Raw genomic sequence first — 25,828 nt, 5'->3', positions numbered from 1 at the left:
AGCCGTTAGGCTGGCCGCCTGCAAGCAGAGGGACGATGATGGACCGGCGTGATTTTCTGTATTCAACCAGCGTATTCGGTGCGCTCGCCCTGCTTCCCGCCGCCGCTGCGCGGGCAGCGGCCGCGGTTGGCGCGGGCGACGCCGCGCTGGCGGCTCTGTTCGATCGCATCTTCAACGAAGGCCTGCAGGACAGCCCCGAAAGCGCGACGCAACTCGGGCTCGACAAGGGCGCCAACGCAGCGCTCAAGCGCAAGCTCGACGATCCCTCGATCGCCAACCGCACGCGCGGCCTCGCCCGCACGCGCCGCGCGATCGCCGCGCTGAACGCGATCGACCCCGCCACGCTGTCGCCGGCGAGCAAGCTCGACCGTGAAGTCGTGCTCTACTCGCTGCGCCAGCGCGAGGTCGGCCCTGCGCGCTTCGGTGTCGGATCGCCGCAGCGGCCCTATCCGATCACGCAGCAGCAGGGCGCCTATTTCAGCGTTCCCGACTTCCTCAATTCGCGCCACGTCGTCGCCACCGCCGCCGATGCCGAGGCCTATCTCGACCGGCTCGCCGATTTCGCGCGCGTGCTCGATGCCGAGAATGCGGTGCAGGAAGAGGGCGCCAAGCGCGGCCGGCTCGCGCCCGCCTTCGCGCTCGATCTCGCGCTCGGCCAGATGGCGGCGTTGCGCAAGCCGGCGCCGGCCGAGAGCGGCCTCGTCACCTCGCTCGTCCGCCGGGCGAAGGCGGCCGGGCTCAGCGGCGACTACGGCACGCGCGCGACCAGGATCGTCACCGACTCGGTCTATCCCGCGCTCGACCGGCAGATCGCGTTGGTCACGCGGCTGCGCAAGACCGCGCGCAGCGACGTCGGCCTGTGGGCGCTGCCCGACGGCGCCGCGCTCTATGCCGCCGCGCTCGCCAGCGCGACGACGACCGATTTCACCCCCGACCAGGTCCACCAGATGGGGCTCGACCAGGTCGCCGAGATCAGCGCGACGCTCGACAGCCTGCTCAAGGCGCAAGGCCTGACGACGGGCAGCGTCAGCGCACGGCTCGACACGCTCAACACCACCCCGGCGCAGCTCTTCCCCGATTCGGCCGAGGGCCGCTCCGCCTTGCTCGCCAGCCTTAACGGCCAGGTCCGCACGATGCAGGCGCGACTGCCCGCGCTGTTCATCAACCCGCCCGACGCCCCGCTCGAGATCCGCGCGGTGCCGGTCGAGATCCAGGACGGCGCGTCGAACGGCTATTATTACCGTGCCGCGCTCGATGGCTCGCGCCCGGCCATCTACTGGATCAACCTGAAGCACATCACCGACTGGCCGAAATACGGCCTGCCGACGCTGACGCATCACGAGGGCGTGCCGGGCCACCACCTCCAGATCAGCATCGCGCAGGGCGCGGAAGGGCCGCTGATCCGCAAGACGAGCTTCTTCAACGCCTATACCGAAGGCTGGGCGCTCTATGCCGAGCAGCTCGCCGACGAGAGCGGCGTGTTTGAGACCGATCCGCTCGGCAAGATCGGTTTCTACCAGTCGCTGCTGTTCCGCGCCTGCCGGCTCGTCGTCGATACGGGCATGCACGCCAAGCGCTGGAGCCGCGAGAAGGCGATCGCCTATATGGTCGACGTCACCGGCTTCCCGCCGGCGCGCGCGACGAGCGAGGTCAACCGCTACTGCACCATGCCGGGACAGGCGTGCAGCTACAAGATCGGCCATGTCAGCTGGGTGCGCGCGCGCGCCAAGGCCAAGGCGATCCTCGGCGCCCGCTTCGACCTCAAGCAGTTCCACGAGGTGCTGCGCAACGGCGCGGTGCCGCTGGTGATCCTCGAGCGGCTGACCGAGGAGCGCGCGCGGGCGCAGGCCTGAGCGGGGCGTCGCGTCCGGGCAGTCCGGTGGATTGCCCGATGACGCGTGCGCAAAGCCGCGCTAAACCTGTAGCATGACCTCCCCAGCTCTCTCTGTCGTCATCCCCTGCTACAACGAGGCGAAATGCCTCGATCTGCTGCATGCGCGCGTCTCGGCTGCGGCGCGCGCCGCGGTGGGCGAGGATTACGAGATTCTCTTCATCAACGACGGATCGCGCGACGACAGCTGGCCGGTGATGCAGCGCCTCGCCGCCGCCGACCCGCGGCTGGTGGTGATCAACCTGTCGCGCAACCACGGCCACCAGCTCGCGCTGACGGCCGGGCTCGACCTGTGCTCGGGCGAGCAGATCCTGATCATCGATGCCGACCTGCAGGACCCGCCCGAGCTGCTGAGCGAGATGCGCGCCGCGATGGCGACGAGCCAAGCCGACGTCGTCTATGCGGTGCGCCGCAGCCGCGAGGGCGAGACGGCGTTCAAGAAACTGACCGCGGCGGTCTTCTACCGGCTTCTCGACCGCGTCACCGACACGGCGATCCCGCTCGACACCGGCGATTTCCGCCTGATGAGCCGGCGCGCGCTCGACGCCTTCCTGGCGATGCCCGAGCAGGCGCGTTTTATCCGGGGGATGGTCGCCTGGGTCGGCTTCAAGCAGATCCCTTTCCCGTACGATCGCGCCGAGCGCCATGCCGGCGAGACCAATTATCCGCTCGGCAAGATGATCCGCCTCGCGCTCGATGCGGTGACGGGGTTCTCGACCGCGCCGTTGCGCTTCGCCAGCCATCTCGGGCTCGCGCTGACCGGGGCGTCGCTGCTGCTGTTCCTCTACATCGCGATCGGCTTCTTCAGCGGCAGCGCGGTGGCGGGCTGGACCTCGACGATGCTGGTGGTCGTGTTGCTCGGCGCGTTCCAGATGTTCGTGCTCGGGATGATCGGCGAATATCTCGGCCGGCTCTATGTCGAATCGAAGCGCCGGCCGCTCTATCTCGTCGCCGACGTGGTCGGGCCAGTGCAGGGCCGCGCCACGCTCGGCTACCGTGCCGAGGTCGAGCCGCGATCCGTTCGCCCCGAGCTTGCCGCCGGGCTCGCCGCGCCACATCCGAGCGGGCTTACCGCCCGCAGTGCTTCGACCGACCCAGCCCGCACCGACGGTTAGCCGCGCCGCGCTATTTCCTCGACACCAGCGTCACGATCGAAACCCCCGGCGACAGCGGTACGCGGCCGACGAGGTGGCGCTCGAGCCGGAAGACCCGCTCGAACAGCGTGTTGAGCACGGCCGGCGGCGGTGAATCGTCGCTATCGTCCTTGCCGCGCAGCCGCCCGACGATGCGCGACGCGGCGGCGAGCGGGAAGAGCAACGAGTTGAACCAGCGCAGCCCGTTATGCTTGAGCCCGGCCTGGGCGATCGCGGCGCCAAGCGTCGGCTTCGAATAGCGGCGGTGATGGTGGTTGACGACGTCGTGCGCGCTCCACATCCATTGATGAGCCGGCACCGCGATCAGGATCTTGCCGCCGGGCTTGAGACACTCGCCCATCGCCTTCAACGCCGCGACATCGTCCTCGATATGTTCGAGCACGTCGAGCACCGCGATCAGATCATAGGTGCCGCGCTCGATCCCGGGGAGCTCGGGGAGCGGCGCGGCACTGACCGGGGCGCCGAGCCGTGCGCTCGCGATCGCGCGGGCGGCGGGATCGATCTCGATCGCCTCGACCCGCCCGAAGCGCGCCAGCATCGGCAGATTGTGGCCCGTGCCGCAACCGATCTCGAGAATCCGCGCGTCCGCCGGCAGATTACCCTCGCGCACGAGATAATCGGCGAGGATGTCGCGGCGCGCGCGATACCACCAATGCGTGGAATCATGCGCTGCCATGCGATCGTAGACGATGCGGTCCATCAGTGAGTGCTCTTCATTACGCGAAAACCAGTCGGCGGTTGAGATAGAAGGTCACGATCGTCGCGAGCGCCACCGCCGGCAGCAGCGGCACCCATCCGGGATAGCCGAGCTTGGCGGTGCCGACCCAGGTGACGACGGCGTTGAGCGCCATTCCGGTTGCCTGGACAGCGACGAACTTGACGTGGCGCAAGCCGCCGGGTTCACGCGAACCGTGCCCCTTGAAGCTCCAGCGGCTGTGCAGGAAGAAGCCGGCCGTGACCGCGATGACGAAGGCGAACGGAACCGCGTAGACGGCATGCCGCCGCTCGAACACATACAGCGTCAACGGCAGATAGACGGCCGAGTAGATCAAGGTCGACACCGCGCCCGAAATCCCGAAGCGCACGAGCTGCCCGAGCAGCGCATTGTCCCGCAGGCTATCAATCTGTCGCTGGATCGCTGTCACGTTGGCTTGCCCTTTACGATAGCGCCACTAGAGGGCGAAGAGACCCGAGGAAAGCGTTTTACATGGTTGACGGAACAGTGGCGCGGACGCTCGATCGGGATTGGGTCCGCCTCAGCCTGATCGCCTGGGTCGGCATCGCGATCTATTATGTCGCGCAGCGCTGGACCGGGATCCACTACCTCCAGCTCGGCGACACCGACGACAATATGCGGCTGATGCAGGTCCGCGCCTGGCTCGGCGGGCAAGGCTGGTACGATCTGCGCCAGTATCGGCTCAATCCGCCGCTCGGCTTCGACATGCATTGGAGCCGGCTGGTCGACCTTCCGATCGCCGGGCTGATCGTGCTGCTGCGCCCGTTCGTCGGCCCGCGCGAGGCCGAGATGCTCGCCTGCGGCATCGCCCCCTTGCTCCCCTTGAGCATTGCCATGCTCGGCCTCGGCGCGACCGTCCGACGGCTGGTCAGCGTCTATGCCTGGCCGCTCGGCATCGTGTTGCTGCTATGCTGCACGGCGACGATGCTGATGTATATGCCCGAGCGGATCGACCATCATGGCTGGCAGCTCGCGATGCTGAGCCTCGCGGTCGCCGGCCTGTCCGACCCCAAGGGCGCGCGCGGCGGCGCGATCGTCGGCGTGGCGAGCGCCGTCTCGCTGACGATCGGGCTCGAGATGCTGCCCTACGCCGCGCTGGCCGGCTCGATCCTGACGCTGCGCTGGATCTGGGACCGCAGCGAGGCGCCACGGCTCGCCATCTACGCGCTGTGCCTCGGCGCGGGCAGCGGGCTCGGCTACGCGCTGTTCGCATCCTATGCCGATGCGGTGCTGCGCTGTGACGCGCTGACCCCGGTGTGGCTCAGCGTGATGGTGATGGCGGGCGCGTTGCTGTTCGCGCTCGGCTGGGCGAACCCGGCCAATCGCTGGGTGCGGCTCGGCCTCGCCATCGTAGCCGGCGCGATCATCGTCATCGGCTTCGCGCTCGTCTTCCCGCAATGCCTCGGCCGGCCCGAACAGGCCTCGCCCGAGCTGCAGAAGAACTGGCTCAACATGATCCGCGAGGCCAAGCCGATCTACAGCCATCCGTTCCGCGTCGCCTTCCCGGTCGCGATCATGCCGGTGGTCGGCGTGCTCGGCGCCGCGCTCGCGACCTGGCGAGCGCGCGGCACGGCGCTCGGCGGGGCGTGGGCGACGGTCTTGCTGTTCGTCACCGGCGCCGCGCTGCTGCTGCTGTGGCAGGCGCGGGCCGGCCCGGCCGCGCAGATGCTGTCGGTGCCGGGCGCGGTGGCGCTCGGCTGGCTGTTGATTCCGAGGCTGCAGGCCAACGGCTCTGTGCTGGTGCGCGTGCTCGGCACCTTCGCCGCGATCCTGCTGATCGGCTCGGGGCTGTTCGCCGGGCTGGCGGTGCGCTTCCTGCCGATCGACCGGCCGAGCAAGCGTGTCCAGATCGTCGACCGGGCCAGCGGCATCTGCCCCACGATGACGTCGCTGCGCCCGCTCGACCGCTATCCGGCGCAGACGATCTTCAGCTTCGTCGACCTGGGGCCGCGGATCATCACGATCACGCACCATGACGCGGTGGCGGGGCCGTATCACCGCAACGGCGCCGCGATCCTCGACGTGCAACACGCCTTCTCGGGCAGCCCGGACAATTTTCGCGCGATCGCCAGGCGGCACGGTGCGACGATGCTGCTGGTCTGCCCCAACATGGCCGAATCGACGATCTACCGCGTGCGTGCGCCGGGCGGCTTCTACGACCAGCTGGCACACCGCAAGACGTTCGACTGGCTGGAGGAATTGCCGATGCCGGCCAAGTCGCCGCTGCGACTGTGGCGGATCAAGGACTGACAATTACGCCTCCCCCCTGAGGGGGAGGGGCTTTCAGGTATCAGCCAAGGCTGGCTTTGATCCCGTCGATCACGAACTGCACCGCAAGCGCCGCGAGCAGCACGCCGAGCAGTCGCGTGATCACCGCTTCGATCTTGGCGCCGAGCACGCGCATGATCGGCCCGGCGGCAAGCAAGGCGGCGAGCGTCAGCGCCAGGATCGTGGCAAGCGCGGCGAGCACGACGGCGATCGGCTCGATCCCGTGATTGCGGCTCATCAGCAGCATCACCGAAGCGATCGAACCTGGCCCGGCGATCATCGGCATCGCCATCGGGAAGATCGAGACGTCCTCGACCTCGGGCGTCGCAGCAACCTTGGCGGCGCGGTCCTCGCGGCGTTCGGTGCGCTTTTCGAACACCATCTCGAGCGCGATCAGGAACAGCATGATCCCGCCGGCGATGCGGAACGAATCGAGGCTGATGCCCAGTGACTTGAGCAGCACTTCGCCGAACGCGGCAAAGGCGAACAGGATCGCGGCCGCGACCAGCACCGCGCGGATCGCCATCGCACGGCGATTGGCGGGCGAGGCGCCCGACGACAGCCCGGCATAGATCGGCGCGCAACCGGGCGGATCGATCACCACGAAGAAGGTGATCAGCGACGAAATATAGAGTTCGATCAAAGCGCGCCCTCGCCGACGACGTTTTCGCGCCGCTCGGCGGAAATCAAAGTATTGCGCAGCAGCACTGCGATCGTCATCGGGCCGACGCCGCCGGGCACCGGCGTCACCGCACCGGCGACGCTCAGCGCGCCGGCATAATCGACGTCGCCGACCAGACCCTCGGGCGTGCGGTTGATGCCGACGTCGATCACCGTCGCGCCAGGCTTGAGCCAGTCGCCCTTGACCAGATGCGGCCGGCCGACCGCGGCGACGACGATGTCGGCGCGCTTGACCACGCTCGACAGATCGCGCGTGCGCGAATGCGCGACGGTGACGGTGCAGCTTTCGGCGATCAGCAATTGCGCCATCGGCTTGCCGACGATGTTCGACCGGCCGATCACGACCGCGTCTAGCCCAGAGAGATCGCCGAGCTGGTCCTTGAGCAGCATCAGGCACCCCATCGGCGTGCACGGCACGAAGCCCGACAGCCCGACCGCGAGCCTGCCGGCATTGACCGGGTGGAAGCCGTCGACATCCTTGTCGGGGTCGATCCGCGTCGTCACCGCCTGCTCGTCGATATGCGACGGCAGCGGCAGCTGGACCAAGATGCCGTCGATCGCCGGGTCGCCGTTGAGCGCGTCGACGAGATCGAGCAGCGCCTGCTGCGGGACGTCGGCCGGAAGGCGATGCTCGACGCCCGCCATCCCGGCCTCGCGCGTCGCGCGCCCCTTGTTGCGGACATAGACCGCCGAGGCGGGATCATCGCCGACGAGCACCACCGCCAGCCCCGGCGCGCGTCCGGCTTTGGCGACGAACGCGGCGACCCGCTCGGCAACGCGGCCGCGCAAGGATAAGGCGAACGCCTTCCCGTCGATGATGGCGGCAGTCATAGCGGTCCTCGCGTCAGAGCGGCGTGCCGCTCAGGATATGGGCAGCAAGATTGTTGAGGATGATGCTGAGGATGCGCAGCGTCAGCAGCACCGCGAACGGGGCGAGGTCGATCGATCCGAAATCGGGAAGGATCCGCCGGAACGGGCGATACAGCGGCTCGGTGCCGCGGTTGAGGCCGGTGTAAATCGAGCGGACGACTTCGTTATAGGTGTTGATGACATTGAACGACACGAGCAACGACAGGATCACCTGCACGATAACGATCAGCGTGACCGCATCGATCAATACCTGCAGGATCTGGATAATCGTGATCAACGCTGGTCTCCGAATAAGGTCGTTACGGTTCTAGCGCCAGAGAGCGGATGCGAACACCCCTAGCGCGCTCCGGCGCGCAAAGCGTGCGGCTTAGCGCCGCACCAGCGTTCCGGCACCGCGCCGCGTGAAGATTTCGAGCAGCATCGCGTGCGGCACCCGGCCGTCGAGAATGACCGCGGCGTCGACTCCGCCCTCGACCGCGTGGACGCAGGTTTCGAGCTTGGGGATCATCCCGCCGCTGATCGTGCCGTCGGCGCGCAGCGCGGCGACGCCGGCCGGATCGAGATCGGTGACGAGCTCGCCCTGCTTGTCGAGCACGCCGACCACGTCGGTCAGCATGAACAGGCGTTCCGCGCCGAGCGCCGCCGCGATCGAACCCGCCATCGTATCGGCGTTGATATTGTAGGTGTGGCCGTCGGCGCCGATCGCGATCGGCGCGATCACCGGGATGATCCCGGCCTGCGACAGCGTGTCGATGATCCGCCGGTCGACTCCGATCGGCTCGCCGACGAAACCAAGGTCGACGTGGCGCTCGATCCCCTGCAATTTGTCGGGCGTGTCGCGGCCGACCTTGGCGGCAGTGACGAAGCCGGCATCCTTGCCCGAAATCCCGACCGCGCGGCCCCCGGCTTGGCCGATCCAGCCGACGATTTCCTTATTGATCGATCCCGCCAACACCATTTCGGCGATCTGCGCGGTCTCGGCGTCGGTGACGCGCAAGCCATCGACGAAGCGCGATTCGACGCCCAAGCGCTTGAGCATCGCGCCGATCTGCGGGCCGCCGCCATGGACGACGACCGGATTGATCCCGACCGCCTTCATCAAGACGACGTCCTCGGCGAAATCGCGCGCGAGCTCGGGGTCGCCCATCGCGTGCCCGCCATATTTCACGACGAAGGTCTTGCCGGCGTAGCGCTGCATGTAGGGCAGCGCCTCGACCAGCGTTTCAGCCTTGGCGAGCAGTTCGGGCGCGGGGGAATGATCGGTCATGCGGGAACCTTCTGCTCCCCTCCCGCTTGGCGGAGGGGTCGGGGGAGGGCCTGTCGGGCAGTCGTTGCGCGCCATGCCCTCCCCGCGGTCGTTCTGCAATCTTTGTGCTTACCGATCGAGCCGCCGCCCGATCGCAACCGCGAGATAGATCGCCGGCGGGACGAGGATTGCCGACAGCACGACCTTGATCAGCATCTGCCCGGCGAGCAGCTGGCCGATCGGGAATTCGCCGTAGAAGGCGATCGTCACGAACAGCAGCGTATCGAGCACCTGGCTCAGCATGCTGGCGATCGCCGCGCGCAGCCACAGCAGGCTGCTGCCCTCGCGCCCTTTCAGCGCCGCGAAGATCGTGACGTTCAGCGTCTGCGACAGGCCATAGGCGATGATCCCGCCCGCCCAGATCCGCCAGGTAGACCCGAGCACGAGCTGGATCGCGTCGCGATTGGCGGGCAGCATCGCGGGCGACGGCGGCAGGATCCAGACGATCCACGACAGCAGGATCGACATCAGCAGCGGCACGAAGCCGATCCGCACCAGCCGGTTGGCGACCGCGCCGCCGTGCAGCTCGGCCACGGCGCTCGACGTCACCACGAGCAGCAGGAAGGCGAAGATCCCCGCCTCGACCGCGAGCGGCCCCAAGCCGAAGACCGGCCCGATCGCCGAGATCGGCCCGAGCGAGACCTGTTTGTTACCGAGCACGCCCGCGATGCAGACCATCCCGCCGTAGAAGATCGAGAAAGCGAAGAGCGAGCGCGGGATACCGCCGACCGCGGGAGAAGCAGCTGTGTTCATCGCGCCGACGCTAGCCGGTTTCGCCCGCCGGTCAAACCGGCACGTCACCCCGCCGGTCAAACCCGCACTAGCCCCCCGCGCACGGCGCTGTATGGTGGCCCGCTTGCGCGGGGGGCCGCGTGCCGATTTTCAACGCGAGTACCGACCCACATGAATCGACTTCTCATCGGCGTCGCCGGCATCGCGGTCATCCTGCTGATCGCCTTCGCTTTGTCGAGCAACCGGCGCGCGATCCGGCTGCGCGTCGTCGGCGCCGCATTCGCGCTGCAGGTCGCGATCGCGGTACTCGTGCTCAAGGTGCCCGCAGGCGTTGCCGCGTTGCAATTCCTGTCGGGCGGCGTGTCTAACCTGCTCGGCTATGCGCATAACGGCGTAGATTTCCTGTTCGGCCCGCTCGCCCGCCCCGAGATCGGCGGCAACAGCTTTGCGATCGCGGCGCTTCCGGTGATCATCTTCTTCGCCAGCCTGGTGTCGATTCTCTATTATCTCGGCATCATGCAGTTCGTCGTTCGCTGGCTCGGCGGCGCGATCGAGGCGGTGATCGGCGTGTCGAAGGTCGAGGCGCTGTGTGCCGCGGCCAACATCTTCGTCGGACAGAGCGAATCGCCGCTCGTCATCCGGCCGTATCTCGCCGGGCTGACGCCGGCACAGCTGTTCACGGTGATGACCAGCGGGATGGCGGGCGTCGCCGGCACGATCCTCGCGGCCTATGCCTCGATGGGAATTCGCATCGAATATCTGCTCGCGGCGAGCTTCATGGCAGCACCCGCGGGAATCCTGATGGCCAAGATCATGATGCCCGACGAGCCGGTACGCCAGGGCGAGCTGCCGCTCGGCGATCATCCCGAGGAGAATATCCAGCTCTCCGAGGCGCGGATCAGCGGCCAGGGGCCCGCCGCGCTGCTGCCCGAGGGCGTTCCCGGCGAGCCGATGCCGCATGCCAGCCATGACGAGGAAAAGCCCGCGAACCTCATCATGGCGGCCGCGCAAGGTGCACAGACCGGGGTCAAGCTCGCCGTCGCGGTCGGCGCGATGGTGCTCGCCTTCGTCGCTCTGGTCGCGCTCGCGAACGGCATTCTCGGCGGGATCGGCGGCTGGTTCGGCTATCCGGCGCTCAGCTTCCAGGGGCTGCTCGGCACGATCTTCGCGCCGATCATGGTGCTGCTCAACGTGCCGTGGGGCGAAGCGCAGATCGCCGGCGGACTGTTCGGGCAGAAGATCGTGCTCAACGAATTCGTCGCCTACATCAGCCTGGGCACGCAGAAGGGCCTGAGCGAGCACACCATCGCGGTGGTGACCTTTGCGCTGTGCGGTTTCGCCAATTTCTCGTCGATCGCGATCCAGATGGCGGTGACCGGGAGCCTGGCGCCCAACCAGCGCCCGATGATCGCGCGGCTCGGTCTCAAGGCGTTGGCGGCGGGGAGCCTTGCCAATCTGATGTCGGCGGCGCTCGCCGGGTTGCTGATCGGCTGATGCCCGGCTGACGCAAAGTTCGCCGGCACGTCTTCCTTGCCTTCGGGCTGGCGAACGCCCTCTGCCCTAGCGCCGCAGCATTGCCTTCTTCAGCCGGGCATGCGCCGACGCCTTGATCTGGCACACCCGCGCCGCGCCGACGCCGATCACCGCGCCAATCTCCTCGAGGTTGAACTCCTCGACATAATATAGCTGGATCACCAGCGCCTCGCGCTCGGGCAGCGCGGCGATCGCGGCGATCAGCGTATCGCGCTCCTCGCCGGCGGAGAGCAGCGCGAAAGCGTCGGGATCCTCGCTCGCGAACCACGGCCCCTCGTCCGAATAGACCTCGTCGATCGACTCCATTCGCAGCGGCTGGGCATTGGCATATTCGAGCCGGAGCTTTTCCGGGGTTACGCCGAGCCGGTCGGCGACCTGTGCCGCGTCGGGGGCATGCCCCAATTCACTGGTCAGCATCGCGACGGTCTCGGCATAGCGGCGTTTCCTTTGCATCGCGCCGCGCGTTAGCGTGGCGCTGCGCCGCAGCGCATCGATCATCGATCCGCGCACGCGCGTGGCGAGATATTGCTCGAACGGAACCTGGCCACGATCTTCGAACGCGCCCGCCGCCTCGACCAACGCGACCATACCGATCTGGACAAGATCCTCGACGTCGACCGCCGACGACATCCCGCCGTGAACATGCCAGGCGATCCGCCGGACCAGCGGCAGATGCTTGCGCGCGAGGACGGCGAGGTCGGGCGCGGCGGTGCGGCCGTAGACGAGCGGCGGGGCCACCGCAGCGAGCGCACCGGCAAACGGCGCGGGGTTGGGCTGGGCGGGGTTGGGCTGGGCGGTCATGCTGCGAGCGCTCCGGGGGCAAAGCCGACTTGCGCCGGGTTGGGGGCACCGATCACGGCGACGACTTCGACCGCCTTGTCCTCGGGCACTTCGAAGAAGCTCATCACCGGGATGTCGGGCAGGCAGGTCCTGACCAGCTTGCGGATCGCGACGCGGATCGCGGGCTGGACGACGAGCGCGAACGGCTTGGCTTCGTTGATCAGCGGTTGCGCGGCATTCTGCAGCGCGTCGACGATCCGGCGGCCGAGATCGGGCTCGATCGTGTGGCGCTTCGACGGATCGCTGCGCATCGCTTGACCGAGCAGGCCCTCGAGCCCGCCTTCGAGCGTCATCACGCGCAGCGGCTCGCGCACGCCGCACAGTTTACCGATGATCAGCCCGCCGAGCGCGGGGCGGATCGTCTCGATGATCTCGTCGGCATCGAGCGTGCGCTGCGCGGCGACCGCGATCGCCGCGGCAATGCGACGGAATTCCTTGAGCGGGACATTCTCCGCCAGCAGCCCGCGCAGCACCTGGGTGAGCGTGGTGAGCGGCAACGGGTTGGGCGAGAGCGACGCGACGAGGTTTGCCGCGCGCTCCTTGAGCCCGTCGAGCAGCGCCTGGACTTCGTCGGGGCCGAGCAGTTCGGACGCATGCACGCCGAGCTGGTGGTTGAGATGCGTCGCCATCACCGTGCCGGGATCGACCACGAGATAGCCCGCGCCCGTTGCCGCATCGGCGTCGCCGGGTGCGATCCACACCGCGTCGAGCCCGAACGTCGGGTCCTTGGCGCGCTTGCCCATCAGCCCGCCGACCGCTTGCCCCGTATCGAGCGCGAGCATCTCGTCGGGCGAGACGCTGTCCTCGCCGACGACGACGCCGCCGACGATGATGCGATAGGCGAACGGCGCCAGATTGATGTCGTCGCGCACGCGGACCTGCGGGATGACGAAGCCCATTTCCTTCGACAGCTGGCGCCGCACGCCGGTGATCCGCCCCATCAGCGGCGCACCGCGGCGCTCGTCGACCAGCGGGACGAGACCATAGCCAATGTCGAGATTGACCTGCATCGTGTCGGCGACTTCGTCCCAGCCGATCTTCGAATAATCGACGGGCTCGGCCGGTACGATCTCGACCGGCGCGGGGCGGCGCGAGGCCTGGCGCATCTTCCACGCAGCAAAGCCGGCGAGACCCGCGGCGGGCAGGATGATGAGGTGCGGCATCCCCGGCATCACGCCGAGCAGGCCAAGGATGATCGCGACCGGGGTCCAGGTCCGCGCCGAGCCGAACTGGCTGCCGATCTGACCGGCGAGATCCATCGTCGACTGGACGCGGGTGACGATCGCGGCGGCGGCGATCGACAGCATCAGCGACGGGATCTGCGCGACGAGCGCATCGCCGATCGCGAGCAGCACGTAATTATGCGCCGCGGCCGCAATCGTCATGCCGTGGCTGACCGGCCCCAGGATCAACCCGCCGACGATATTGGCGGCGAGGATCAGCAGGCCGGCGACCGCGTCGCCCTTCACGAACTTCGACGAACCGTCCATCGAGCCGTAGAAATCGGCTTCGGTCGCGACTTCGACACGGCGCAGCTTGGCTTCGTCGGGGGTGATGAGGCCCGCGTTCAAATCGGCGTCGATCGCCATCTGCTTGCCGGGCAGCGCGTCGAGCGTGAAGCGTGCCGACACTTCGGACACGCGCCCGGCGCCCTTGGTAACGACGATCATGTTGATGATCACGAGGATCGCGAAGACGAACAGGCCGACGACATAGTCGCCGCCAATCAGGAAGGTGCCGAACGCCTCGATCACATGGCCCGCGGCGCTCTCGCCTTCATGGCCGTGCACCAGCACGACGCGCGTCGAGGCGACGTTGAGGCTGAGGCGGAACAGCGTGGCGAACAGCAGCACGGTCGGGAAGGCCGAGAAATCGAGCGGCTTCTGCGCGTTCAGCGACACCATCAACACGGCGAGGCTGATCGTGATGTTCATGATGAAGAACACGTCGAGCATCGCCGCCGGGATCGGCACGACCATCAGCACGACGAGCAACAGGATCGCGACCGGAAGCGCTGCCGAGCGCAGCAGCGGCAGCAGGCCGCCCGACTTGGCCGCGCCGGATGTTAGAGCAACCGCCATGCCTTATGCGCCCATCTGCGCGAGCAACATGTACGCGAGGCGCGCATTGGCCGGCGTCGGCCGCATCAGGCTCGACGAGGCCGACGCGAGTTGCGTCGCGCTATTGCCGGTCGCGCCGCCGAGCCGTTCGAGCGTCGATTGCGCCCACACCGCGGCGTCAGAGGTCGATGCCTCTGCATTGCCGGGAATGACGTCGGCACCCCATTGGCCGAGCCGCGTCGCCGCGAGGCCCGAGGTCGCCGGCGCGCTCGCGCCGGCTGCGCTCTGGTCGAGCTTGCTGGCGAAGCGGCTGTAGATCGCCGACAGCGACTTGGCGCTCCCGTCGCTATTGTAGAACACGCCGCGATTGGCGTGCGCCGCGGCCGGGAACATCGCGGCACCGCTGCGGTCGGGATTGGACTGCATCGCGGTGAGGAACGAGCGCGCACCGCCGAGCCCGAGGAAATGCGCCATGTAGAGATCGGTTCCGGTCGCGGTGCGGCCGGTCGCGCTTTCGAGCGCATCCTTATTGTCGCTGGCATGCTCGGCCGCCATCAGCGATGCCGCCGACGGATCGTTGCGCAGCGCGAGGATCGCGCGCTTTATCGCCGGATCGGACACCACCGCGCGACCGCTGCTGGTGGTCGAGATCGCGTTGGCGGCCCAGCCGAGGCCGTGCTCGGCGCCATGCGCCTTGACCACGCGGAGCCAGCTCTGGTCGACAAACTGATAGAGCCCGCTCGCGCTCGACGTGCCCGCCTTGGCGGTGGCGTTGAGCCCGCTCTCGAGCTTGGCCTGGCCGAGCAGGAAGTTGAAGTCGATGCCCGTCTTCTGACTGGCATTGGCGATGGCGCTGCGGACGACGCCGCCCGCACCGGTGGCATCGACAACCCCGTTCAGAATGGAAAGTGGATTGAAAGGCATCGGTCCTCGACTGGTTCACCCGGATTTCCAGGGATCTCAGCAAGGGCCGTGCCAATATGCTTAATCAGGCGTAAGCAGCGATCCCCATGCCGGGGCGATACACCGTGCCCGGGGGCGAACCGACCGCGACACCGGCAGAGCCGGTCAAGGTTTGCAGGCGGCGGCGAACATTTGCCGCCATCAGGTTGACGTAGATCCGGCACGTCTCGTTCAAGCGATGCGCCTCGTCGGCAAGCGCGCGCAATTCGTCGCCGGCCGGCGCCGCGCCGAACCCTGCAATCGCCTCGATCCCGGCAAGCTTGTCGGCGGTGGCGCGCTCGAGCCCGACAACGTCGTTGGCCTTGAGCGCGGCGATTTCGGCGTGAAGCGATTCGATCACGCCGATCAGGGCGTCGCGCCGCGTTACGGGGATCATTTGTGCGGGCTCCAGTACAGCTTCAGGGCGAGCATGCGGTCGGCAATCGTTTCCGGTGTGATCGGGTAGGTGCCGTTGCGCACCGCGCGGCGGACTTCTTCGACGCGCTTGTCGTCGACCGGGCTGGGCTTGCCGAAATCGAACGCGATCGCCGACAATTCGCGCTGCTTGGCGACGGTGTCGGACATCGCGCTCGACGTGGGCGCCGGCGGCGCCGACGCTGCGGCAACCGGCACGACCAGCCGATCGTGCGGAGTAACTGCCTTGGGTCCGATCGCGTCTACCATGCCTGCACCTTCCCGGTCTTTGCCGACATAGAGAGAAACGACCGGGCGCGACGGACCTTAAGAAAGTATTTTAGCGCAGTTGCCGCGCGCCGCTCATTCGACCCAGCCGGGCAGCGTCGCGCGGCCACTGGCGATCGCGACCGCCTGGATCGGTGCCTTGGCAGCGTCGACCTTGACCAGGAAGCGTCCGCCGGCGACGGCGTCGCCCACCGCGACACCGTCGCGCGTGATCGAGAAGCCCGTCGAGCCGGCGCTGATCGTCACCGGATCGCCGCGCTTGATGACATAGACCGGGCGCGCCACCGCGCCTTCGGACGCCGTGATCACCAGCGGCGCGGCCGACTTGGGCGCCACGACCGGCAATTTCATCGGCACGAACATCCGCCATTCGGGGCCGGTGCAGGTCACGACCACCGCGTCATGCGCGTCGGAGCGCCACGCCATCGACACCATCGGACAGGCGGCGAGCTTGAGCCGGCTGTCGATCGGCGTGCGCGCGCCGCCCTCGTCGCCAATGCCCTTGCCGGCAAAGGCGGCGACCGCGCGATCGAGCGCGACGGTATCCTGGAAGGCGCGCGGCGCGGTCGCAGCGAGTGGGGTCGCGAGGACGAGCAGCAGCAATGGGGAAAGACGTGGGATCATGACGGGGTCCTTGGCAGCGGCAAAGGCGGGTTGCCGGGCGGCAGGATGGTGCCGCCCCCGGCAAAGCCGGTCGATAGGGTAACCGAGCGACCGGACGGCCGCGCGGCGGAAACTAGGGTCAGGCGATCGGCGGGGACGGCATGCGCGACCAGCAGCACCGTTGCGACCGCGCGCGCGCGATCGGCGGCGAGCATCGCACCACTGCCGGTGACCGGATCGACGTCGCGCGCCGACCCGTCGACCGCGCCGGTGATGCGGAGCGTCACGCGCGGGTCGCGCGTCGCGTCGCGCGCCCAGGCGACAATCGCGGCGGTCGCCTGCGGCGGCACCGCCGACCCCGCCGCGAAGCCGCCGAGCGCACCGAGCGAGACCGCCATCGGGTCCTTCGCCGCGATCGGCTGGGCGATCGTCGGCGCCGTGCCGCGCACGCCGAAGCCCTCGCGCAGGCCCTTGGCGAGCGCCTGGCCGTCGAGATGCTGACTGGCCTGGACGAACACGAAGAAGCCAACCAGCAACAGCGCGAGATCGGCGAGCGTGATCAACCAGATCGGGCGACCCAGCGCGATCTCGGGGAGATCGTCGTCCCCCGGCAAGGCAATCGCGGCGCTCATGCGACCTCGCGCAAGGGGGAGCCGCGCGGCCGCTCGCGCGCGGCCAGCGCGATCAGCGGCGCGTCGAGCCGCAGCCGCTCGACCGCTTCGTCTCGCGCGTGGCGACGCAGCCGCGCGGCGATCGGCGCGAGCAACAGATTGGCGAGCAGTGCGCCATAGAGCGTGGCGAGCAAGGCGACCGCCATTGCCGCGCCGATCGCGCTCGGATCCTGCATCTTCACGAACATGCCGACCAGGCCGATCAGCGTGCCGACCATGCCCATCGCCGGCGCGGTATCGGCAGCGCCGGACCACAACTCGGCGGCGGCGACAGCGCGCTCGGTCCGCGCACGGCGGCGCTGGCGCAACAGTTCGGCGACATCCTCGGGCAGCGCGCCATCGACGATCGCGGCGACCGCGGCGGCGACATCGCGGTCGGCGATCACCGACCGGTCGAGCGCCATCACGCCGTTGCGCTTGGCGATCCGGCCGAAGGCGGCGATCTGCTCGATCAGCGGATCGGCACTCATGCGCGGGGCGGCGAGCGTGCCGAGCGCAGCGAGGCCGTGCACCAGATCGCGCGTCGGCGTCCGCAGGATCATCGCGGCGAGCGTCCCGCCCGCGACGATGGCGAAGGCGAGGGGATCGAGGAAGGGGGCGAGGAGCGCTGTCATCGCCGGACGCACTGCAAGGCGCGGGCCAGTTTCACGCCGCGTCGCCCCGGCGAAGGCCGGGGCCGCCACATTGCCGCGCGCGACGCTCACCAACGCCCCGCGCTGGCTCGCCCACATCGCAGCGGCCCCGGCCTGCGCCGGGGCGACGCGACGTGCCGACCGGCAATCCTGTTGCCGCCCCCGGCAAGGGCTTGCCGCTTCCGCCCAATCGCGCATCATTTCGCGCCCCACAGCGCAGTTGGCACGCCCTTTGCTGATACCCCGTCGCGCAATCCTGCGCTGGAGACGGGCGATGCCCAACGACAGTCTGTTCGGAGTTCATGGTGCCGCGCTCGAAGTGCGGTCGCAGCGCATGGGCGTGCTCGCCTCGAACATCGCCAACGCCTCGACCCCCGGGTTCAAGGCGCAGGACGTCGATTTCCACACCGCGCTCGCCGCGGTCGAAAGTGCCGGCGGCGGCAACGCGAGCATCTCGGGCGCGCTGCAATATCGCGTGCCCTCACAGCCCTCGCTCGACGGCAACACCGTAGAGCTGGCGACCGAGCAGACCGCCTTTGCCGAGAATGCGGTCGCCTATCAGACGACGCTCTCCTTCCTCAACGGGCGGATCAGCCAGATCACCCGCGCACTCAGAGGCGAATAAGATGGCCGATCCCCTCACGATCTTCCAGGTCGCCGGACGCGCGATGTCGGCGCAGCTGGTGCGGATGAACACCACCGCGTCGAACCTCGCCAATGCCGGTTCGGTCGCAACCAGCGCCGACGCTGCCTACCGCACGATCAAGCCGGTGTTCCGCACGCAATATGACAAGGCGAGCGGGCTCGCGACGGTCAACGTCGAGAGCATCGTCACCGCCGGCGAGACGCCGTCGAAACATTACGATCCGTCGCATCCGCTTGCCGACAAGGACGGCAACGTCTGGGAATCGGCGGTCGATGAGACGCGCGAGCTGGTCGACATGATGGAGACCTCGCGCACCTACCAGAACAATGTCGAGGTCATGCAGACCGCGAAATCGCTGATTCTCGATACCCTCAAGATGGGACGCTAACATGGCCAGCACCTTCGATACCACACTCTCCAGTCTCGGCATCGGTTCGACCGCCTCGGCGGCCTCGACTGCGGCAAAGGCGGCGGCGAGCTCGAAGTCGACCTCGCTCGGCACCTCGGACTTCCTCAAGCTGCTCACCGCGCAGCTGCAGAACCAGGATCCCTTCTCGCCGACCGACAACAGCCAGATGGTCGCGCAGCTCGCGCAGATCACCAGCACCTCGGGCATCGCCGACATGGGCACCACGCTGAAGGAAATCCAGAGCAAGCTCAGCGGCACCAGCACGGCCGATGCGCTCTCCTATGTCGGCAAGACCATCCTGACCGCGGGCAACACCGCCTATGGCCGTACCGGCGGCGGGATCGCCGGCGCCGCCGAAATCGATGCCGACGCGACCGCGGTCCAGGTCGCGATCAAGGACGCCAACGGTCAGACGCTGAAGACGCTCGATCTCGGCGCGCAGAAGGCCGGCGCGATCAGCTACGACTGGGACGGCAAGACCGCGAGCGGCGCCGATGCCGGTACCGGCCCGTTCACCGTCTCGGTCAATGCGACCGGCAGCGGCGGGACGGTCGCGAGCCGCAACCTCGTCTGGGCACCGGTCGCCGCGGTCTCGGTCCCCGCCACCGGCAGCCCGTCGCTCACCGTCCCCGGCGTCGGCCAGGTCGCGCTGACCGCCGTCCGCCAGGTCGGCTGACCCTTTCTCGATTCTTCCGGATTTCAAGGAGCCCCGCGCATGTCCTTCTACACCTCGCTCAGCGGCCTGCAGGCCGCGCAGACCGAACTCTCCACCGTCTCGCACAACCTCGCCAACGTAGCGACCGACGGCTTCAAGAAGAGCCGCACCAACTTCGCCGACGTGATTGCCTCGAGCATCACCGCCGATCCGACCAAGAGCGTCGGCTCTGGCGTCGTGGTGAAAGGCAACCAGCAGAATTTTGGCGAGGGCAATCTCAAGACGACCGGCTCGGCGCTCGATCTCACGGTGAGCGGCGACGGCTTCTTCACGGTCAAGACCGCGGGAATCAATCCATCGACCGTCTACACGCGCAACGGTGCGTTCCAGATCGATCCCGCGACGCACACGATCGTCGACGCGCAGGGCTCGGCGCTGATGGGCTTTCCGGTCGACGCCAAGGGCAATGCCACCGCGACCGGCGCCGACGGTCTCGTCGCGCTGGTCTTGCCCGAGACCAGTGGAAAGCCCTCACCGACCAGCGCGGTCGCGCTCGGGGTCAATCTCTATTCCGCCGCCACGGTGTCCGCCACGGCGTTCAGCGCGACCAATGCATCGACCTACAACAGCTCGACCACCACGACGATCTACGATTCGGCGGGCAAGGCCAGCACGCTGACCAATTATTACGTCAAGACCGCCGACAATGCGTGGACCGTCCACAGCTTCGTTGGCGACAAGGAGCTCTCGGTCGGCGGTTCGACCGCGGGCACGCCAGTCACGTTCGATGCGAGCGGCAGGATCAGCGCCCCCGCCGCGCCGATCGCCTACGACGCTTTCACCCCCACCACCGGCGGCGTGACGCAGACGCTGAGCCTCAGTCTGGCCGGCTCGACCCAGGCGGCGAGCGCATTCGCGGTCAACACGCGCAAGTCCGATGGCGCGTCGGTCGGCGAGCTCGCCGGTGTTGCGGTCAACACGCAGGGGATCGTCTCGGCCTCCTATTCGAACGGCGACACCGTTTCGCTCGGCAAGATCGGCCTCGCCAACTTCGCCAACCCAACCGGGCTGCGCCAGCTGGGCGAAAGCTATTGGTCGGCCAGCGGCATTTCGGGCCAGGCGACGCTCGGCGCGGCGAGCGAGAATGGTTTCGGATCGCTCCTGTCGGGCACGCTGGAAGGCTCGAACGTCGATATCACCGAGGAACTGGTCAATCTGATCGCGGCGCAGCGCAACTTCCAGGCGAACGCCAAGGCGCTCGATACCGCCAGCCAGATCTCGCAGACGATCATCCAGATCCAGGGCTGATCGGGAGGCGATTGGAGTAACGCATGGACAAGCTGGTCTACACCGCAGCCTCGGGGCTCAAGGCGCATCTCGCGTCGCAGGCCGCGATCGCCAACAATATGGCGAACGCCTCGACGATCGGCTTCCGCGCCGATCGCGTGGTGTTCGACCGGCTGTCCCTCAAAGGCTCCGATTTCGACACGCGCACCCCGGCCTCGGCCGAGGTGGTCGACGCCGATCGCAAGGCCGGCACGATCCAGCAGACCGGGCGGCCACTCGACGTGGCGGTGGCGAGCGACAGCTGGCTGACCGTCCAGGCGACTGACGGGACCGAGGCCTATACGCGCCGCGGTGACCTCGAGATCGCGCCCTCGGGCGTGCTCCAGACCGGCGACGGCTTCCCGGTGATCGGGTCGGGGGGCCCGATCACTATCCCTCCCGCGCAGAGCGTCAGCATCTCGCAAACCGGCGAAGTGTCGATCATCCCGATCGGCGGCGACATCAAGAACCCGCAGGTGATCGACACGCTCAAGATCGCCAGCGCCAAGGGGTCGGACACCGTCAAGGGCACCGACAATCTGCTCTACGTGCGCGGCGGCGGCGTGCTGCCCGCCGACGTCGACGCGAAGATCGAGAGCGGTGCGCTCGAAGGCTCGAACGTCAACATGACCCAGGCGCTGGTCGACATGATCGAGAACCAGCGCAGCTACGAGGTCCAGGCCAATCTGATGAAGTCGGCCAAGGACATGGATGAATCCAGCGCATCGCTGATGCGGCTGCCAAGCTGAAGAAGGAATAGACCATGGGTAGTGCAGCCATGCAGATCGCGCGGACTGGGATCGATGCCCAGGACATGCGCATGCGCGTCATCTCGAACAACCTCGCGAACGTGAACACCACGGCGTACAAGAAGGACCGCGCCGCGTTCGAGACGCTCGCCTACCAGACCGTGACCGCGCCGGGCGCGCCGAGCTCGTCCGAATCGAAATATGCGACCGGGCTCAACCTCGGCACCGGCGTCAAGATCCAGGGCACCGCGCGGATCGATACGCAGGGCTCGTTCCAGCAGACCAACAACAGCCTCGACATGGCGCTCGACGGCGACGGCTATTTCCAGGTGCAGCTGCCCGGCGGTACGCTCGGCTACACCCGCGCGGGCAATTTCTCGCGCAGCCCCGAAGGCCTGCTCGTGACGAGCGAGGGCTATCAGGTGCAGCCGGGCATCACGATCCCCGAGGGCGCGACCGCGATCACCGTCGGTACCGACGGCACGGTCTCGGCGACCGTGCCGGGCCAGTCGGCGTCGAGCGAGCTCGGCCAGATCCAGGTCGCGAGCTTCCCCAACGCGGCAGGCCTGCTGTCGAAGGGCGACAACTACCTCGCCGAGACCTCGGCATCGGGCGCGGCCAATCTCGGCATCGCCGGGCAGGACGGACGCGGCAACATCCGCCAGGGTCAGCTCGAAGGGTCGAACGTCAACGTCGTCGAGGAGCTGGTCGACATGATCGAGACGCAGCGCGCCTATGAGGTGAATTCGAAAATGATCACCGCGACCGACGAGATGCTGAAATATGTTAACCAGAATCTGTGATGGTTAACGCCATGGCATTCCCTCCTTTCCGAATCGCGTGTCTCGTCACGCTCGCGCTCGTTCCCGCGGCGGCACAGGCGAACCTGTTCGGCGGCAAGAAGACGCCGCCGGTCGATTATTCGGCGGTGATGCCCGCGGCATTGCCCGAGGCGCCCCCTGTACCGAACGGATCGATCTTCCAGGCCAGCACGGGCTATGCCGCGCTCTACGAAGGCAGCCGCGCGCACCGCGTCGGCGATCCGCTGACGATCGTGCTGGTCGAGGCGACCGCCGCATCGAAATCGGCGACCTCGAAACTCGGCTCGAACGGCGGGCTCAGCGTCACGCCGCCGGCGACGGGGCATCTCGCTTTGTTCCAAGGCACCGACGTCAACATGAGCACCAGCCGCAATTTCACCGGCAGCGGCGCGGCCGACCAGTCGAACAGCCTGTCGGGCGAAGTCAGCGTGACGGTCAGCCGGGTTCTCCCGAACGGCACGATGCTGGTCCAGGGGCAGAAGCGCGTCACGCTCAACCGCGGCGACGAATTCGTCCAGATCAAGGGGCTGGTCCGCTCGGCCGACATCGACGCCAACAACCGCGTCCCCTCGACCCGCGTCGCCGACGCGCAGATCGCCTATACCGGCAAGGGCGATGTCGCCCGCGCCAGCCGCCAGGGGTGGCTCGGCCGCTTCTTCTCGGTGGTGAGCCCGTTCTGATGAAAGCGCGCAGCATGCCATCCACCACCGTTCGTGCTGAGCGTGTCGAAGCACCCCGCGCAGCGTTCGCTCAGGCCCTTCGACAGGCTCAGGGCGAACGGGGGTGGGCGCGTGCGCTGTGGCTCATGCTGTCGATCTTGGCCACGCTCACCCTCGCCACCCCTGCTTATGCCGACCGGATCAAGGATCTCGGCGGCTTCCAGGGCATCCGCACCAACCAGCTGACCGGCTACGGCATCGTCGTCGGCCTGCCCGGAACCGGTGACGACAATCTCGAATACACCATCCAGTCGATGAAGGCGGTCGCCTCGCGCTTCGGGCTGCAGTTGCCCGCGACGGTCAACCCCGGCCTCAAGAATGCCGCGGTGGTGATGATCACCGCCGACCTGCCGGCCTTTGCCAAGCCCGGCCAGAAGCTCGACATCACCGTCGCGTCGATGGGCAAGGCCAAGTCCTTGCGCGGCGGTGCGCTGATCATGACGCCGCTGATGGGTGCCGACGGGCAGATCTATGCGATGGCGCAGGGCAATCTCGCGGTCGGCGGCCTTGGCGCCGAGGGCAAGGACGGCTCGCAGATCGTCGTCAACATCCCCTCGGCCGGCCGCATCCCCGAAGGCGCGACGGTCGAGCGCGCGGTCGCGACTGGGTTCGAGAACACGCCGACGCTGACCTACAACCTCACCCGCGCCGATTTCACCACCGCGCAGAACGTCGCCGCGGCGATCAACTCGCGGCTCGGCGCCGGCACCGCGCAGGCGACCGACGCGGTCTCGGTCGCGGTGCGCGCACCGGTCGGCGGCGACATTCGTGCGACCTTGATGAGCGAGATCGAAAATCTCGACGTCGTCTCGGCCGAACCCTCGGCGAAGGTGATCGTCAACGCGCGCACCGGCACCGTCGTGATCAATTCGGCGGTGCGCGTCGGCACCGCGGCGGTGACGCACGGCAAGCTGACGGTGCGGATCGACGAATCCGAACGCGTCAGCCAGCCCGCACCGTTCAGCCAGGGCCAGACCACCAAGGAGCAGAAGTCCGCAGTCGCGGTCGACGAGGAAAAGCATCCGATGTTCCTGATCCAGCCCGGCCCGCGGCTGTCCGACGTGGTCAAGGCGGTCAACGCGATCGGCGCGTCGCCGGCCGATCTGGTGGCGATCCTCGAGGCGCTGAAGGAAGCCGGCGCGCTCAAGGCCGAGTTGATCATCCTGTGAGCGAGCTTCCCGCCCTCACCCCGATCGCCGCGCCGTCGCCGACCACCGGCATCAGCCGCGACACCAGCCGCTTGCAGAGCCGCGCCAATCTCGAGGCGGCGGGCAAGAAGTTCGAGGCGGTGTTCACCGGCATGATGGTCAAGTCGATGCGCTCGACGCATCTCGCCGAGGACGGCCTGTTCGGCTCGAAGGGGATGGATACCTTCAAGGAGATGCAGGACACGCAGGTCGCGCAGCACATGGCCGAACATGCGCCGCTCGGCATCGGCAAGGCGATGACCGACTTCCTCGCCAAGTCGCAGGCCGCGCTGCAAGCGACCGCGCCCGCCAGCGACGCGCCGACCGATAAGGCCACGACGCCATGAGCGACATGCTCAGCATCGGCGCGAGCGGGGTGAAGGCGTATCAGACCGCGCTCACCACCGTGTCCGAGAATATCGCCAATGCCGCGACGCCGGGCTATGCCAAGCGCACCGCCGACCTGCGCGAGGTCGCACCCGCGACTGGCATCGGCAGCGGTACCAAGGTCACCGTAGGGCAAGGCGTCGGCGCGACCGGCATCACCCGCTCGGCCGATGCGCTGCGCGCCGCCGACGTGCGCAACGCCAGCGCCGATCTCGCGCGCAGCGACACCAGCGTCGCCTGGCTCGGCCGCATCCAGGATGCGCTGACCGGCAACCAAGTCGGCGACCAGATCACCGGTTTCTTCAACGCCGCCAAGACGATCGCCGCCGATCCGACTGCCGCGACGCCGCGCGCCGCGATGCTCGAACAGGCCAGGACCGTCGCAAGCAGCTTCACCGCGACCGGCAAGGCGCTCGACGCGCTCGACGCCGATCTCGACAGCAGCGCGACGCAGGCCGCGACGACGCTCACCACGCTCGGTGCCGCGCTTGCCAAGATCAACGACGGGCTCGGCCGCGCGCAGGCCGGCTCGAACGGGGCCGCCCAGCTCGGCGACCAGCGCGATTCGATCCTCGACCAGATGAGCGCGCTCAGCGATCTCTCGGTGTCGATCGATCCTGCCGGCCGCGCGAGCGTCAAGCTCGGCAATGCCGGCGGCCCGACGCTCGTCGCGGGCAACCAGTCGGCCGGCCTCAGCTACGCGCGCGGCACCGACGGCACTATCGCGTTCACGCTTGGGACTGCGGACGGCGATGTGCCCGTCACGCCGTCGGGTGGCGCGCTCGCCGGAATGGTCGAAGGCGCGGCGCGGATCGCCGATGCACGGATCCAGCTCGGCGGCATCGCCAGCGCCTTCACCAGCGGCGTCAATTCGGTCCAGGCGCAAGGCAGCGATCTTGCCGGCAAGACCGGTGCCGCGCTGTTCGCCACCGGAAGCGCGCCGACCGAGATCAGCGTCGCGCTGACCGACCCGAACGGCATCGCCGCCGCGGCGAGCGGCGCGAGCGCGCGCGACAACAGCAATCTCGCCAGGCTCGACACGCTGCGCACCGCCGGCGGCTTCGAGACCAGGACCACAGCGCTCGTCTCGAGCAACGCCGCGACGCTCGCCGGGCGGCAGAAGGTCGCCGATGCGCAAGGCGCGATCCGCGACACCGCGATCGCCGCGCGCGATGCGGTGTCGGGGGTCAATCTCGACACCGAAGCGGTCGACCTGCTGCGCTTCCAGCAAGCCTATTCGGCGTCGAGCCGCGTGATCCAGGTCGCGCGCGACACGCTCCAGTCGATCCTCGACATTCGCTAGGACGC

The 25,828-nt window shown here is 68.1% G+C and carries 29 protein-coding genes; 14 read left to right on the top strand and 15 right to left on the bottom strand.

The features are described from left to right. Nucleotides 1–38: 38 nt before the first annotated feature. On the top strand, nucleotides 39–1,853 hold the full coding sequence (locus tag U1872_RS16370; protein ID WP_332794121.1) for a DUF885 domain-containing protein: 1,815 nt from the start codon (nucleotides 39–41) through the stop codon (nucleotides 1,851–1,853). 73 nt (nucleotides 1,854–1,926) lie between these two features. After that, nucleotides 1,927–3,006, top strand: a complete 1,080-nt coding sequence (locus U1872_RS16365) for a glycosyltransferase family 2 protein (protein ID WP_332793986.1) — start codon at nucleotides 1,927–1,929, stop codon at nucleotides 3,004–3,006. 10 nt (nucleotides 3,007–3,016) lie between these two features. Here the strand turns inward: U1872_RS16365 and U1872_RS16360 are convergent, their stop codons facing one another. Both U1872_RS16360 and U1872_RS16355 read right to left on the bottom strand, forming a co-directional pair. Continuing rightward, the gene (locus tag U1872_RS16360) at nucleotides 3,017–3,745 is read right to left on the bottom strand and encodes a class I SAM-dependent methyltransferase (protein WP_332793985.1); all 729 of its coding nucleotides are present in this window, start codon (nucleotides 3,743–3,745) and stop codon (nucleotides 3,017–3,019) included. Nucleotides 3,746–3,761: 16 nt separating this feature from the next. Next, nucleotides 3,762–4,190, bottom strand: coding sequence for a GtrA family protein (locus U1872_RS16355; protein ID WP_332793984.1), 429 nt, complete (start codon nucleotides 4,188–4,190; stop codon nucleotides 3,762–3,764). A gap of 62 nt (nucleotides 4,191–4,252) precedes the next feature. Here U1872_RS16355 and U1872_RS16350 point away from each other — a divergent pair, with 62 nt between their 5' ends. After that, the gene (locus tag U1872_RS16350) at nucleotides 4,253–6,031 is read left to right on the top strand and encodes an AcrB/AcrD/AcrF family protein (protein ID WP_332793983.1); all 1,779 of its coding nucleotides are present in this window, start codon (nucleotides 4,253–4,255) and stop codon (nucleotides 6,029–6,031) included. A gap of 40 nt (nucleotides 6,032–6,071) precedes the next feature. Here U1872_RS16350 and U1872_RS16345 read toward each other — a convergent pair whose 3' ends face one another. From U1872_RS16345 to U1872_RS16325, 5 genes are all read right to left on the bottom strand, one after another. Beyond that, complete coding sequence (locus U1872_RS16345; RefSeq protein WP_332793982.1) at nucleotides 6,072–6,692, bottom strand: MarC family protein; 621 nt, start codon at nucleotides 6,690–6,692, stop codon at nucleotides 6,072–6,074. Then, complete coding sequence (gene folD, locus U1872_RS16340; protein ID WP_332793981.1) at nucleotides 6,689–7,561, bottom strand: bifunctional methylenetetrahydrofolate dehydrogenase/methenyltetrahydrofolate cyclohydrolase FolD; 873 nt, start codon at nucleotides 7,559–7,561, stop codon at nucleotides 6,689–6,691. The genes U1872_RS16345 and folD overlap by 4 nt, the downstream gene beginning before the upstream one ends. Before the next feature lie 13 nt (nucleotides 7,562–7,574). Then, a complete protein-coding gene (locus U1872_RS16335) occupies nucleotides 7,575–7,877 on the bottom strand; it encodes a YggT family protein (RefSeq protein ID WP_133191407.1) in 303 nt (100 codons plus the stop codon). A 90-nt stretch (nucleotides 7,878–7,967) separates the two neighbouring features. Continuing rightward, complete coding sequence (gene argB, locus U1872_RS16330; protein WP_332793980.1) at nucleotides 7,968–8,867, bottom strand: acetylglutamate kinase; 900 nt, start codon at nucleotides 8,865–8,867, stop codon at nucleotides 7,968–7,970. A 108-nt stretch (nucleotides 8,868–8,975) separates the two neighbouring features. Then, nucleotides 8,976–9,659: a queuosine precursor transporter gene (locus U1872_RS16325; RefSeq protein WP_332793979.1), complete on the bottom strand. Its 684-nt coding sequence runs from the start codon at nucleotides 9,657–9,659 to the stop codon at nucleotides 8,976–8,978. Between the two features lie 150 nt (nucleotides 9,660–9,809). Here U1872_RS16325 and U1872_RS16320 point away from each other — a divergent pair, with 150 nt between their 5' ends. Further along, nucleotides 9,810–11,132 carry a NupC/NupG family nucleoside CNT transporter gene (locus U1872_RS16320; protein WP_332793978.1) on the top strand — a complete coding sequence of 441 codons (1,323 nt, stop codon included), beginning with the start codon at nucleotides 9,810–9,812 and terminating at the stop codon, nucleotides 11,130–11,132. A 66-nt stretch (nucleotides 11,133–11,198) separates the two neighbouring features. On the opposite strand, the gene U1872_RS16315 is transcribed toward U1872_RS16320, so the two are convergent. The 8 genes from U1872_RS16315 to U1872_RS16280 all read right to left on the bottom strand — a co-directional run bounded on the left by U1872_RS16315 (nucleotide 11,199) and on the right by U1872_RS16280 (nucleotide 17,822). Next, a complete protein-coding gene (locus U1872_RS16315) occupies nucleotides 11,199–11,972 on the bottom strand; it encodes a sigma-70 family RNA polymerase sigma factor (protein WP_332793977.1) in 774 nt (257 codons plus the stop codon). Then, nucleotides 11,969–14,092 carry a flagellar biosynthesis protein FlhA gene (flhA, locus tag U1872_RS16310; RefSeq protein WP_332793976.1) on the bottom strand — a complete coding sequence of 708 codons (2,124 nt, stop codon included), beginning with the start codon at nucleotides 14,090–14,092 and terminating at the stop codon, nucleotides 11,969–11,971. The genes U1872_RS16315 and flhA overlap by 4 nt, the downstream gene beginning before the upstream one ends. A 3-nt stretch (nucleotides 14,093–14,095) precedes the next feature. After that, complete coding sequence (locus U1872_RS16305; RefSeq protein ID WP_332793975.1) at nucleotides 14,096–14,995, bottom strand: lytic transglycosylase domain-containing protein; 900 nt, start codon at nucleotides 14,993–14,995, stop codon at nucleotides 14,096–14,098. Nucleotides 14,996–15,059: 64 nt separating this feature from the next. Next, nucleotides 15,060–15,410 (bottom strand): flagellar protein FlgN, encoded by a 351-nt coding sequence (locus U1872_RS16300; RefSeq protein ID WP_332793974.1) that lies wholly within the window; start codon nucleotides 15,408–15,410, stop codon nucleotides 15,060–15,062. Then, nucleotides 15,407–15,697: a flagellar biosynthesis anti-sigma factor FlgM gene (locus U1872_RS16295; RefSeq protein WP_332793973.1), complete on the bottom strand. Its 291-nt coding sequence runs from the start codon at nucleotides 15,695–15,697 to the stop codon at nucleotides 15,407–15,409. The genes U1872_RS16300 and U1872_RS16295 overlap by 4 nt, the downstream gene beginning before the upstream one ends. Before the next feature lie 93 nt (nucleotides 15,698–15,790). Then, nucleotides 15,791–16,339 (bottom strand): flagella basal body P-ring formation protein FlgA, encoded by a 549-nt coding sequence (locus tag U1872_RS16290; protein WP_332793972.1) that lies wholly within the window; start codon nucleotides 16,337–16,339, stop codon nucleotides 15,791–15,793. Further along, the gene (locus tag U1872_RS16285; RefSeq protein ID WP_332793971.1) at nucleotides 16,336–16,950 is read right to left on the bottom strand and encodes an OmpA family protein; all 615 of its coding nucleotides are present in this window, start codon (nucleotides 16,948–16,950) and stop codon (nucleotides 16,336–16,338) included. The genes U1872_RS16290 and U1872_RS16285 overlap by 4 nt, the downstream gene beginning before the upstream one ends. Beyond that, nucleotides 16,947–17,822, bottom strand: a complete 876-nt coding sequence (locus U1872_RS16280) for a MotA/TolQ/ExbB proton channel family protein (protein ID WP_332793970.1) — start codon at nucleotides 17,820–17,822, stop codon at nucleotides 16,947–16,949. Before U1872_RS16280 ends, U1872_RS16285 begins: the two co-directional genes overlap by 4 nt. 73 nt (nucleotides 17,823–17,895) lie before the next feature. Between U1872_RS16280 and flgB the strand changes: the two genes are divergently transcribed. The 10 genes from flgB to flgK all read left to right on the top strand — a co-directional run bounded on the left by flgB (nucleotide 17,896) and on the right by flgK (nucleotide 25,823). Then, nucleotides 17,896–18,246 carry a flagellar basal body rod protein FlgB gene (gene flgB, locus U1872_RS16275; RefSeq protein ID WP_332793969.1) on the top strand — a complete coding sequence of 117 codons (351 nt, stop codon included), beginning with the start codon at nucleotides 17,896–17,898 and terminating at the stop codon, nucleotides 18,244–18,246. 1 nt (nucleotide 18,247) lies between these two features. After that, nucleotides 18,248–18,655, top strand: a complete 408-nt coding sequence (gene flgC / locus U1872_RS16270) for a flagellar basal body rod protein FlgC (RefSeq protein WP_332793968.1) — start codon at nucleotides 18,248–18,250, stop codon at nucleotides 18,653–18,655. Nucleotide 18,656: 1 nt separating this feature from the next. Continuing rightward, the gene (locus tag U1872_RS16265; protein ID WP_332793967.1) at nucleotides 18,657–19,352 is read left to right on the top strand and encodes a flagellar hook assembly protein FlgD; all 696 of its coding nucleotides are present in this window, start codon (nucleotides 18,657–18,659) and stop codon (nucleotides 19,350–19,352) included. Between the two features lie 39 nt (nucleotides 19,353–19,391). Further along, entirely contained in the window at nucleotides 19,392–20,639 is a 1,248-nt protein-coding gene (locus U1872_RS16260; protein ID WP_332793966.1) for a flagellar hook protein FlgE, read from the top strand. A 23-nt stretch (nucleotides 20,640–20,662) separates the two neighbouring features. Continuing rightward, nucleotides 20,663–21,406: a flagellar basal body rod protein FlgF gene (locus tag U1872_RS16255; RefSeq protein WP_332793965.1), complete on the top strand. Its 744-nt coding sequence runs from the start codon at nucleotides 20,663–20,665 to the stop codon at nucleotides 21,404–21,406. Between the two features lie 14 nt (nucleotides 21,407–21,420). Next, entirely contained in the window at nucleotides 21,421–22,209 is a 789-nt protein-coding gene (gene flgG / locus U1872_RS16250) for a flagellar basal-body rod protein FlgG (protein WP_332793964.1), read from the top strand. A gap of 11 nt (nucleotides 22,210–22,220) precedes the next feature. Next, nucleotides 22,221–22,907 carry a flagellar basal body L-ring protein FlgH gene (locus tag U1872_RS16245; RefSeq protein ID WP_332793963.1) on the top strand — a complete coding sequence of 229 codons (687 nt, stop codon included), beginning with the start codon at nucleotides 22,221–22,223 and terminating at the stop codon, nucleotides 22,905–22,907. A 125-nt stretch (nucleotides 22,908–23,032) separates the two neighbouring features. Beyond that, entirely contained in the window at nucleotides 23,033–24,115 is a 1,083-nt protein-coding gene (locus tag U1872_RS16240; protein ID WP_332793962.1) for a flagellar basal body P-ring protein FlgI, read from the top strand. Then, entirely contained in the window at nucleotides 24,112–24,480 is a 369-nt protein-coding gene (locus U1872_RS16235) for a rod-binding protein (protein WP_332793961.1), read from the top strand. Before U1872_RS16240 ends, U1872_RS16235 begins: the two co-directional genes overlap by 4 nt. Continuing rightward, nucleotides 24,477–25,823 carry a flagellar hook-associated protein FlgK gene (flgK, locus tag U1872_RS16230; RefSeq protein WP_332793960.1) on the top strand — a complete coding sequence of 449 codons (1,347 nt, stop codon included), beginning with the start codon at nucleotides 24,477–24,479 and terminating at the stop codon, nucleotides 25,821–25,823. Before U1872_RS16235 ends, flgK begins: the two co-directional genes overlap by 4 nt. The last annotated feature ends 5 nt before the right edge of the window (nucleotides 25,824–25,828 follow it).

Origin of the sequence: Parasphingomonas frigoris (assembly GCF_036663815.1) — a bacterium.
Taxonomy (GTDB): domain Bacteria; phylum Pseudomonadota; class Alphaproteobacteria; order Sphingomonadales; family Sphingomonadaceae; genus Sphingomonas.
The sequence above is the reverse complement of the archived record's forward strand: the minus strand, read 5'-3'. Positions and strand labels throughout refer to the sequence as shown.

What these genes read in the sequence shown, in the direction of transcription:
- U1872_RS16370 (WP_332794121.1), top strand. Translation starts at nt 39, where the DNA reads ATGGACCGGCGTGATTTTCTGTATTCAACCAGCGTATTCGGTGCGCTC.
- U1872_RS16365 (WP_332793986.1), top strand. Translation starts at nt 1,927, where the DNA reads ATGACCTCCCCAGCTCTCTCTGTCGTCATCCCCTGCTACAACGAGGCG.
- U1872_RS16360 (WP_332793985.1), bottom strand. Translation starts at nt 3,745, where the DNA reads ATGGACCGCATCGTCTACGATCGCATGGCAGCGCATGATTCCACGCAT.
- U1872_RS16350 (WP_332793983.1), top strand. Translation starts at nt 4,253, where the DNA reads ATGGTTGACGGAACAGTGGCGCGGACGCTCGATCGGGATTGGGTCCGC.
- folD (WP_332793981.1), bottom strand. Translation starts at nt 7,561, where the DNA reads ATGACTGCCGCCATCATCGACGGGAAGGCGTTCGCCTTATCCTTGCGC.
- argB (WP_332793980.1), bottom strand. Translation starts at nt 8,867, where the DNA reads ATGACCGATCATTCCCCCGCGCCCGAACTGCTCGCCAAGGCTGAAACG.
- U1872_RS16325 (WP_332793979.1), bottom strand. Translation starts at nt 9,659, where the DNA reads ATGAACACAGCTGCTTCTCCCGCGGTCGGCGGTATCCCGCGCTCGCTC.
- U1872_RS16320 (WP_332793978.1), top strand. Translation starts at nt 9,810, where the DNA reads ATGAATCGACTTCTCATCGGCGTCGCCGGCATCGCGGTCATCCTGCTG.
- U1872_RS16315 (WP_332793977.1), bottom strand. Translation starts at nt 11,972, where the DNA reads ATGACCGCCCAGCCCAACCCCGCCCAGCCCAACCCCGCGCCGTTTGCC.
- flhA (WP_332793976.1), bottom strand. Translation starts at nt 14,092, where the DNA reads ATGGCGGTTGCTCTAACATCCGGCGCGGCCAAGTCGGGCGGCCTGCTG.
- U1872_RS16305 (WP_332793975.1), bottom strand. Translation starts at nt 14,995, where the DNA reads ATGCCTTTCAATCCACTTTCCATTCTGAACGGGGTTGTCGATGCCACC.
- U1872_RS16300 (WP_332793974.1), bottom strand. Translation starts at nt 15,410, where the DNA reads ATGATCCCCGTAACGCGGCGCGACGCCCTGATCGGCGTGATCGAATCG.
- U1872_RS16295 (WP_332793973.1), bottom strand. Translation starts at nt 15,697, where the DNA reads ATGGTAGACGCGATCGGACCCAAGGCAGTTACTCCGCACGATCGGCTG.
- U1872_RS16290 (WP_332793972.1), bottom strand. Translation starts at nt 16,339, where the DNA reads ATGATCCCACGTCTTTCCCCATTGCTGCTGCTCGTCCTCGCGACCCCA.
- U1872_RS16285 (WP_332793971.1), bottom strand. Translation starts at nt 16,950, where the DNA reads ATGAGCGCCGCGATTGCCTTGCCGGGGGACGACGATCTCCCCGAGATC.
- U1872_RS16280 (WP_332793970.1), bottom strand. Translation starts at nt 17,822, where the DNA reads ATGATGCGCGATTGGGCGGAAGCGGCAAGCCCTTGCCGGGGGCGGCAA.
- flgB (WP_332793969.1), top strand. Translation starts at nt 17,896, where the DNA reads ATGCCCAACGACAGTCTGTTCGGAGTTCATGGTGCCGCGCTCGAAGTG.
- flgC (WP_332793968.1), top strand. Translation starts at nt 18,248, where the DNA reads ATGGCCGATCCCCTCACGATCTTCCAGGTCGCCGGACGCGCGATGTCG.
- U1872_RS16265 (WP_332793967.1), top strand. Translation starts at nt 18,657, where the DNA reads ATGGCCAGCACCTTCGATACCACACTCTCCAGTCTCGGCATCGGTTCG.
- U1872_RS16260 (WP_332793966.1), top strand. Translation starts at nt 19,392, where the DNA reads ATGTCCTTCTACACCTCGCTCAGCGGCCTGCAGGCCGCGCAGACCGAA.
- U1872_RS16255 (WP_332793965.1), top strand. Translation starts at nt 20,663, where the DNA reads ATGGACAAGCTGGTCTACACCGCAGCCTCGGGGCTCAAGGCGCATCTC.
- flgG (WP_332793964.1), top strand. Translation starts at nt 21,421, where the DNA reads ATGGGTAGTGCAGCCATGCAGATCGCGCGGACTGGGATCGATGCCCAG.
- U1872_RS16245 (WP_332793963.1), top strand. Translation starts at nt 22,221, where the DNA reads ATGGCATTCCCTCCTTTCCGAATCGCGTGTCTCGTCACGCTCGCGCTC.
- U1872_RS16240 (WP_332793962.1), top strand. Translation starts at nt 23,033, where the DNA reads ATGCTGTCGATCTTGGCCACGCTCACCCTCGCCACCCCTGCTTATGCC.
- flgK (WP_332793960.1), top strand. Translation starts at nt 24,477, where the DNA reads ATGAGCGACATGCTCAGCATCGGCGCGAGCGGGGTGAAGGCGTATCAG.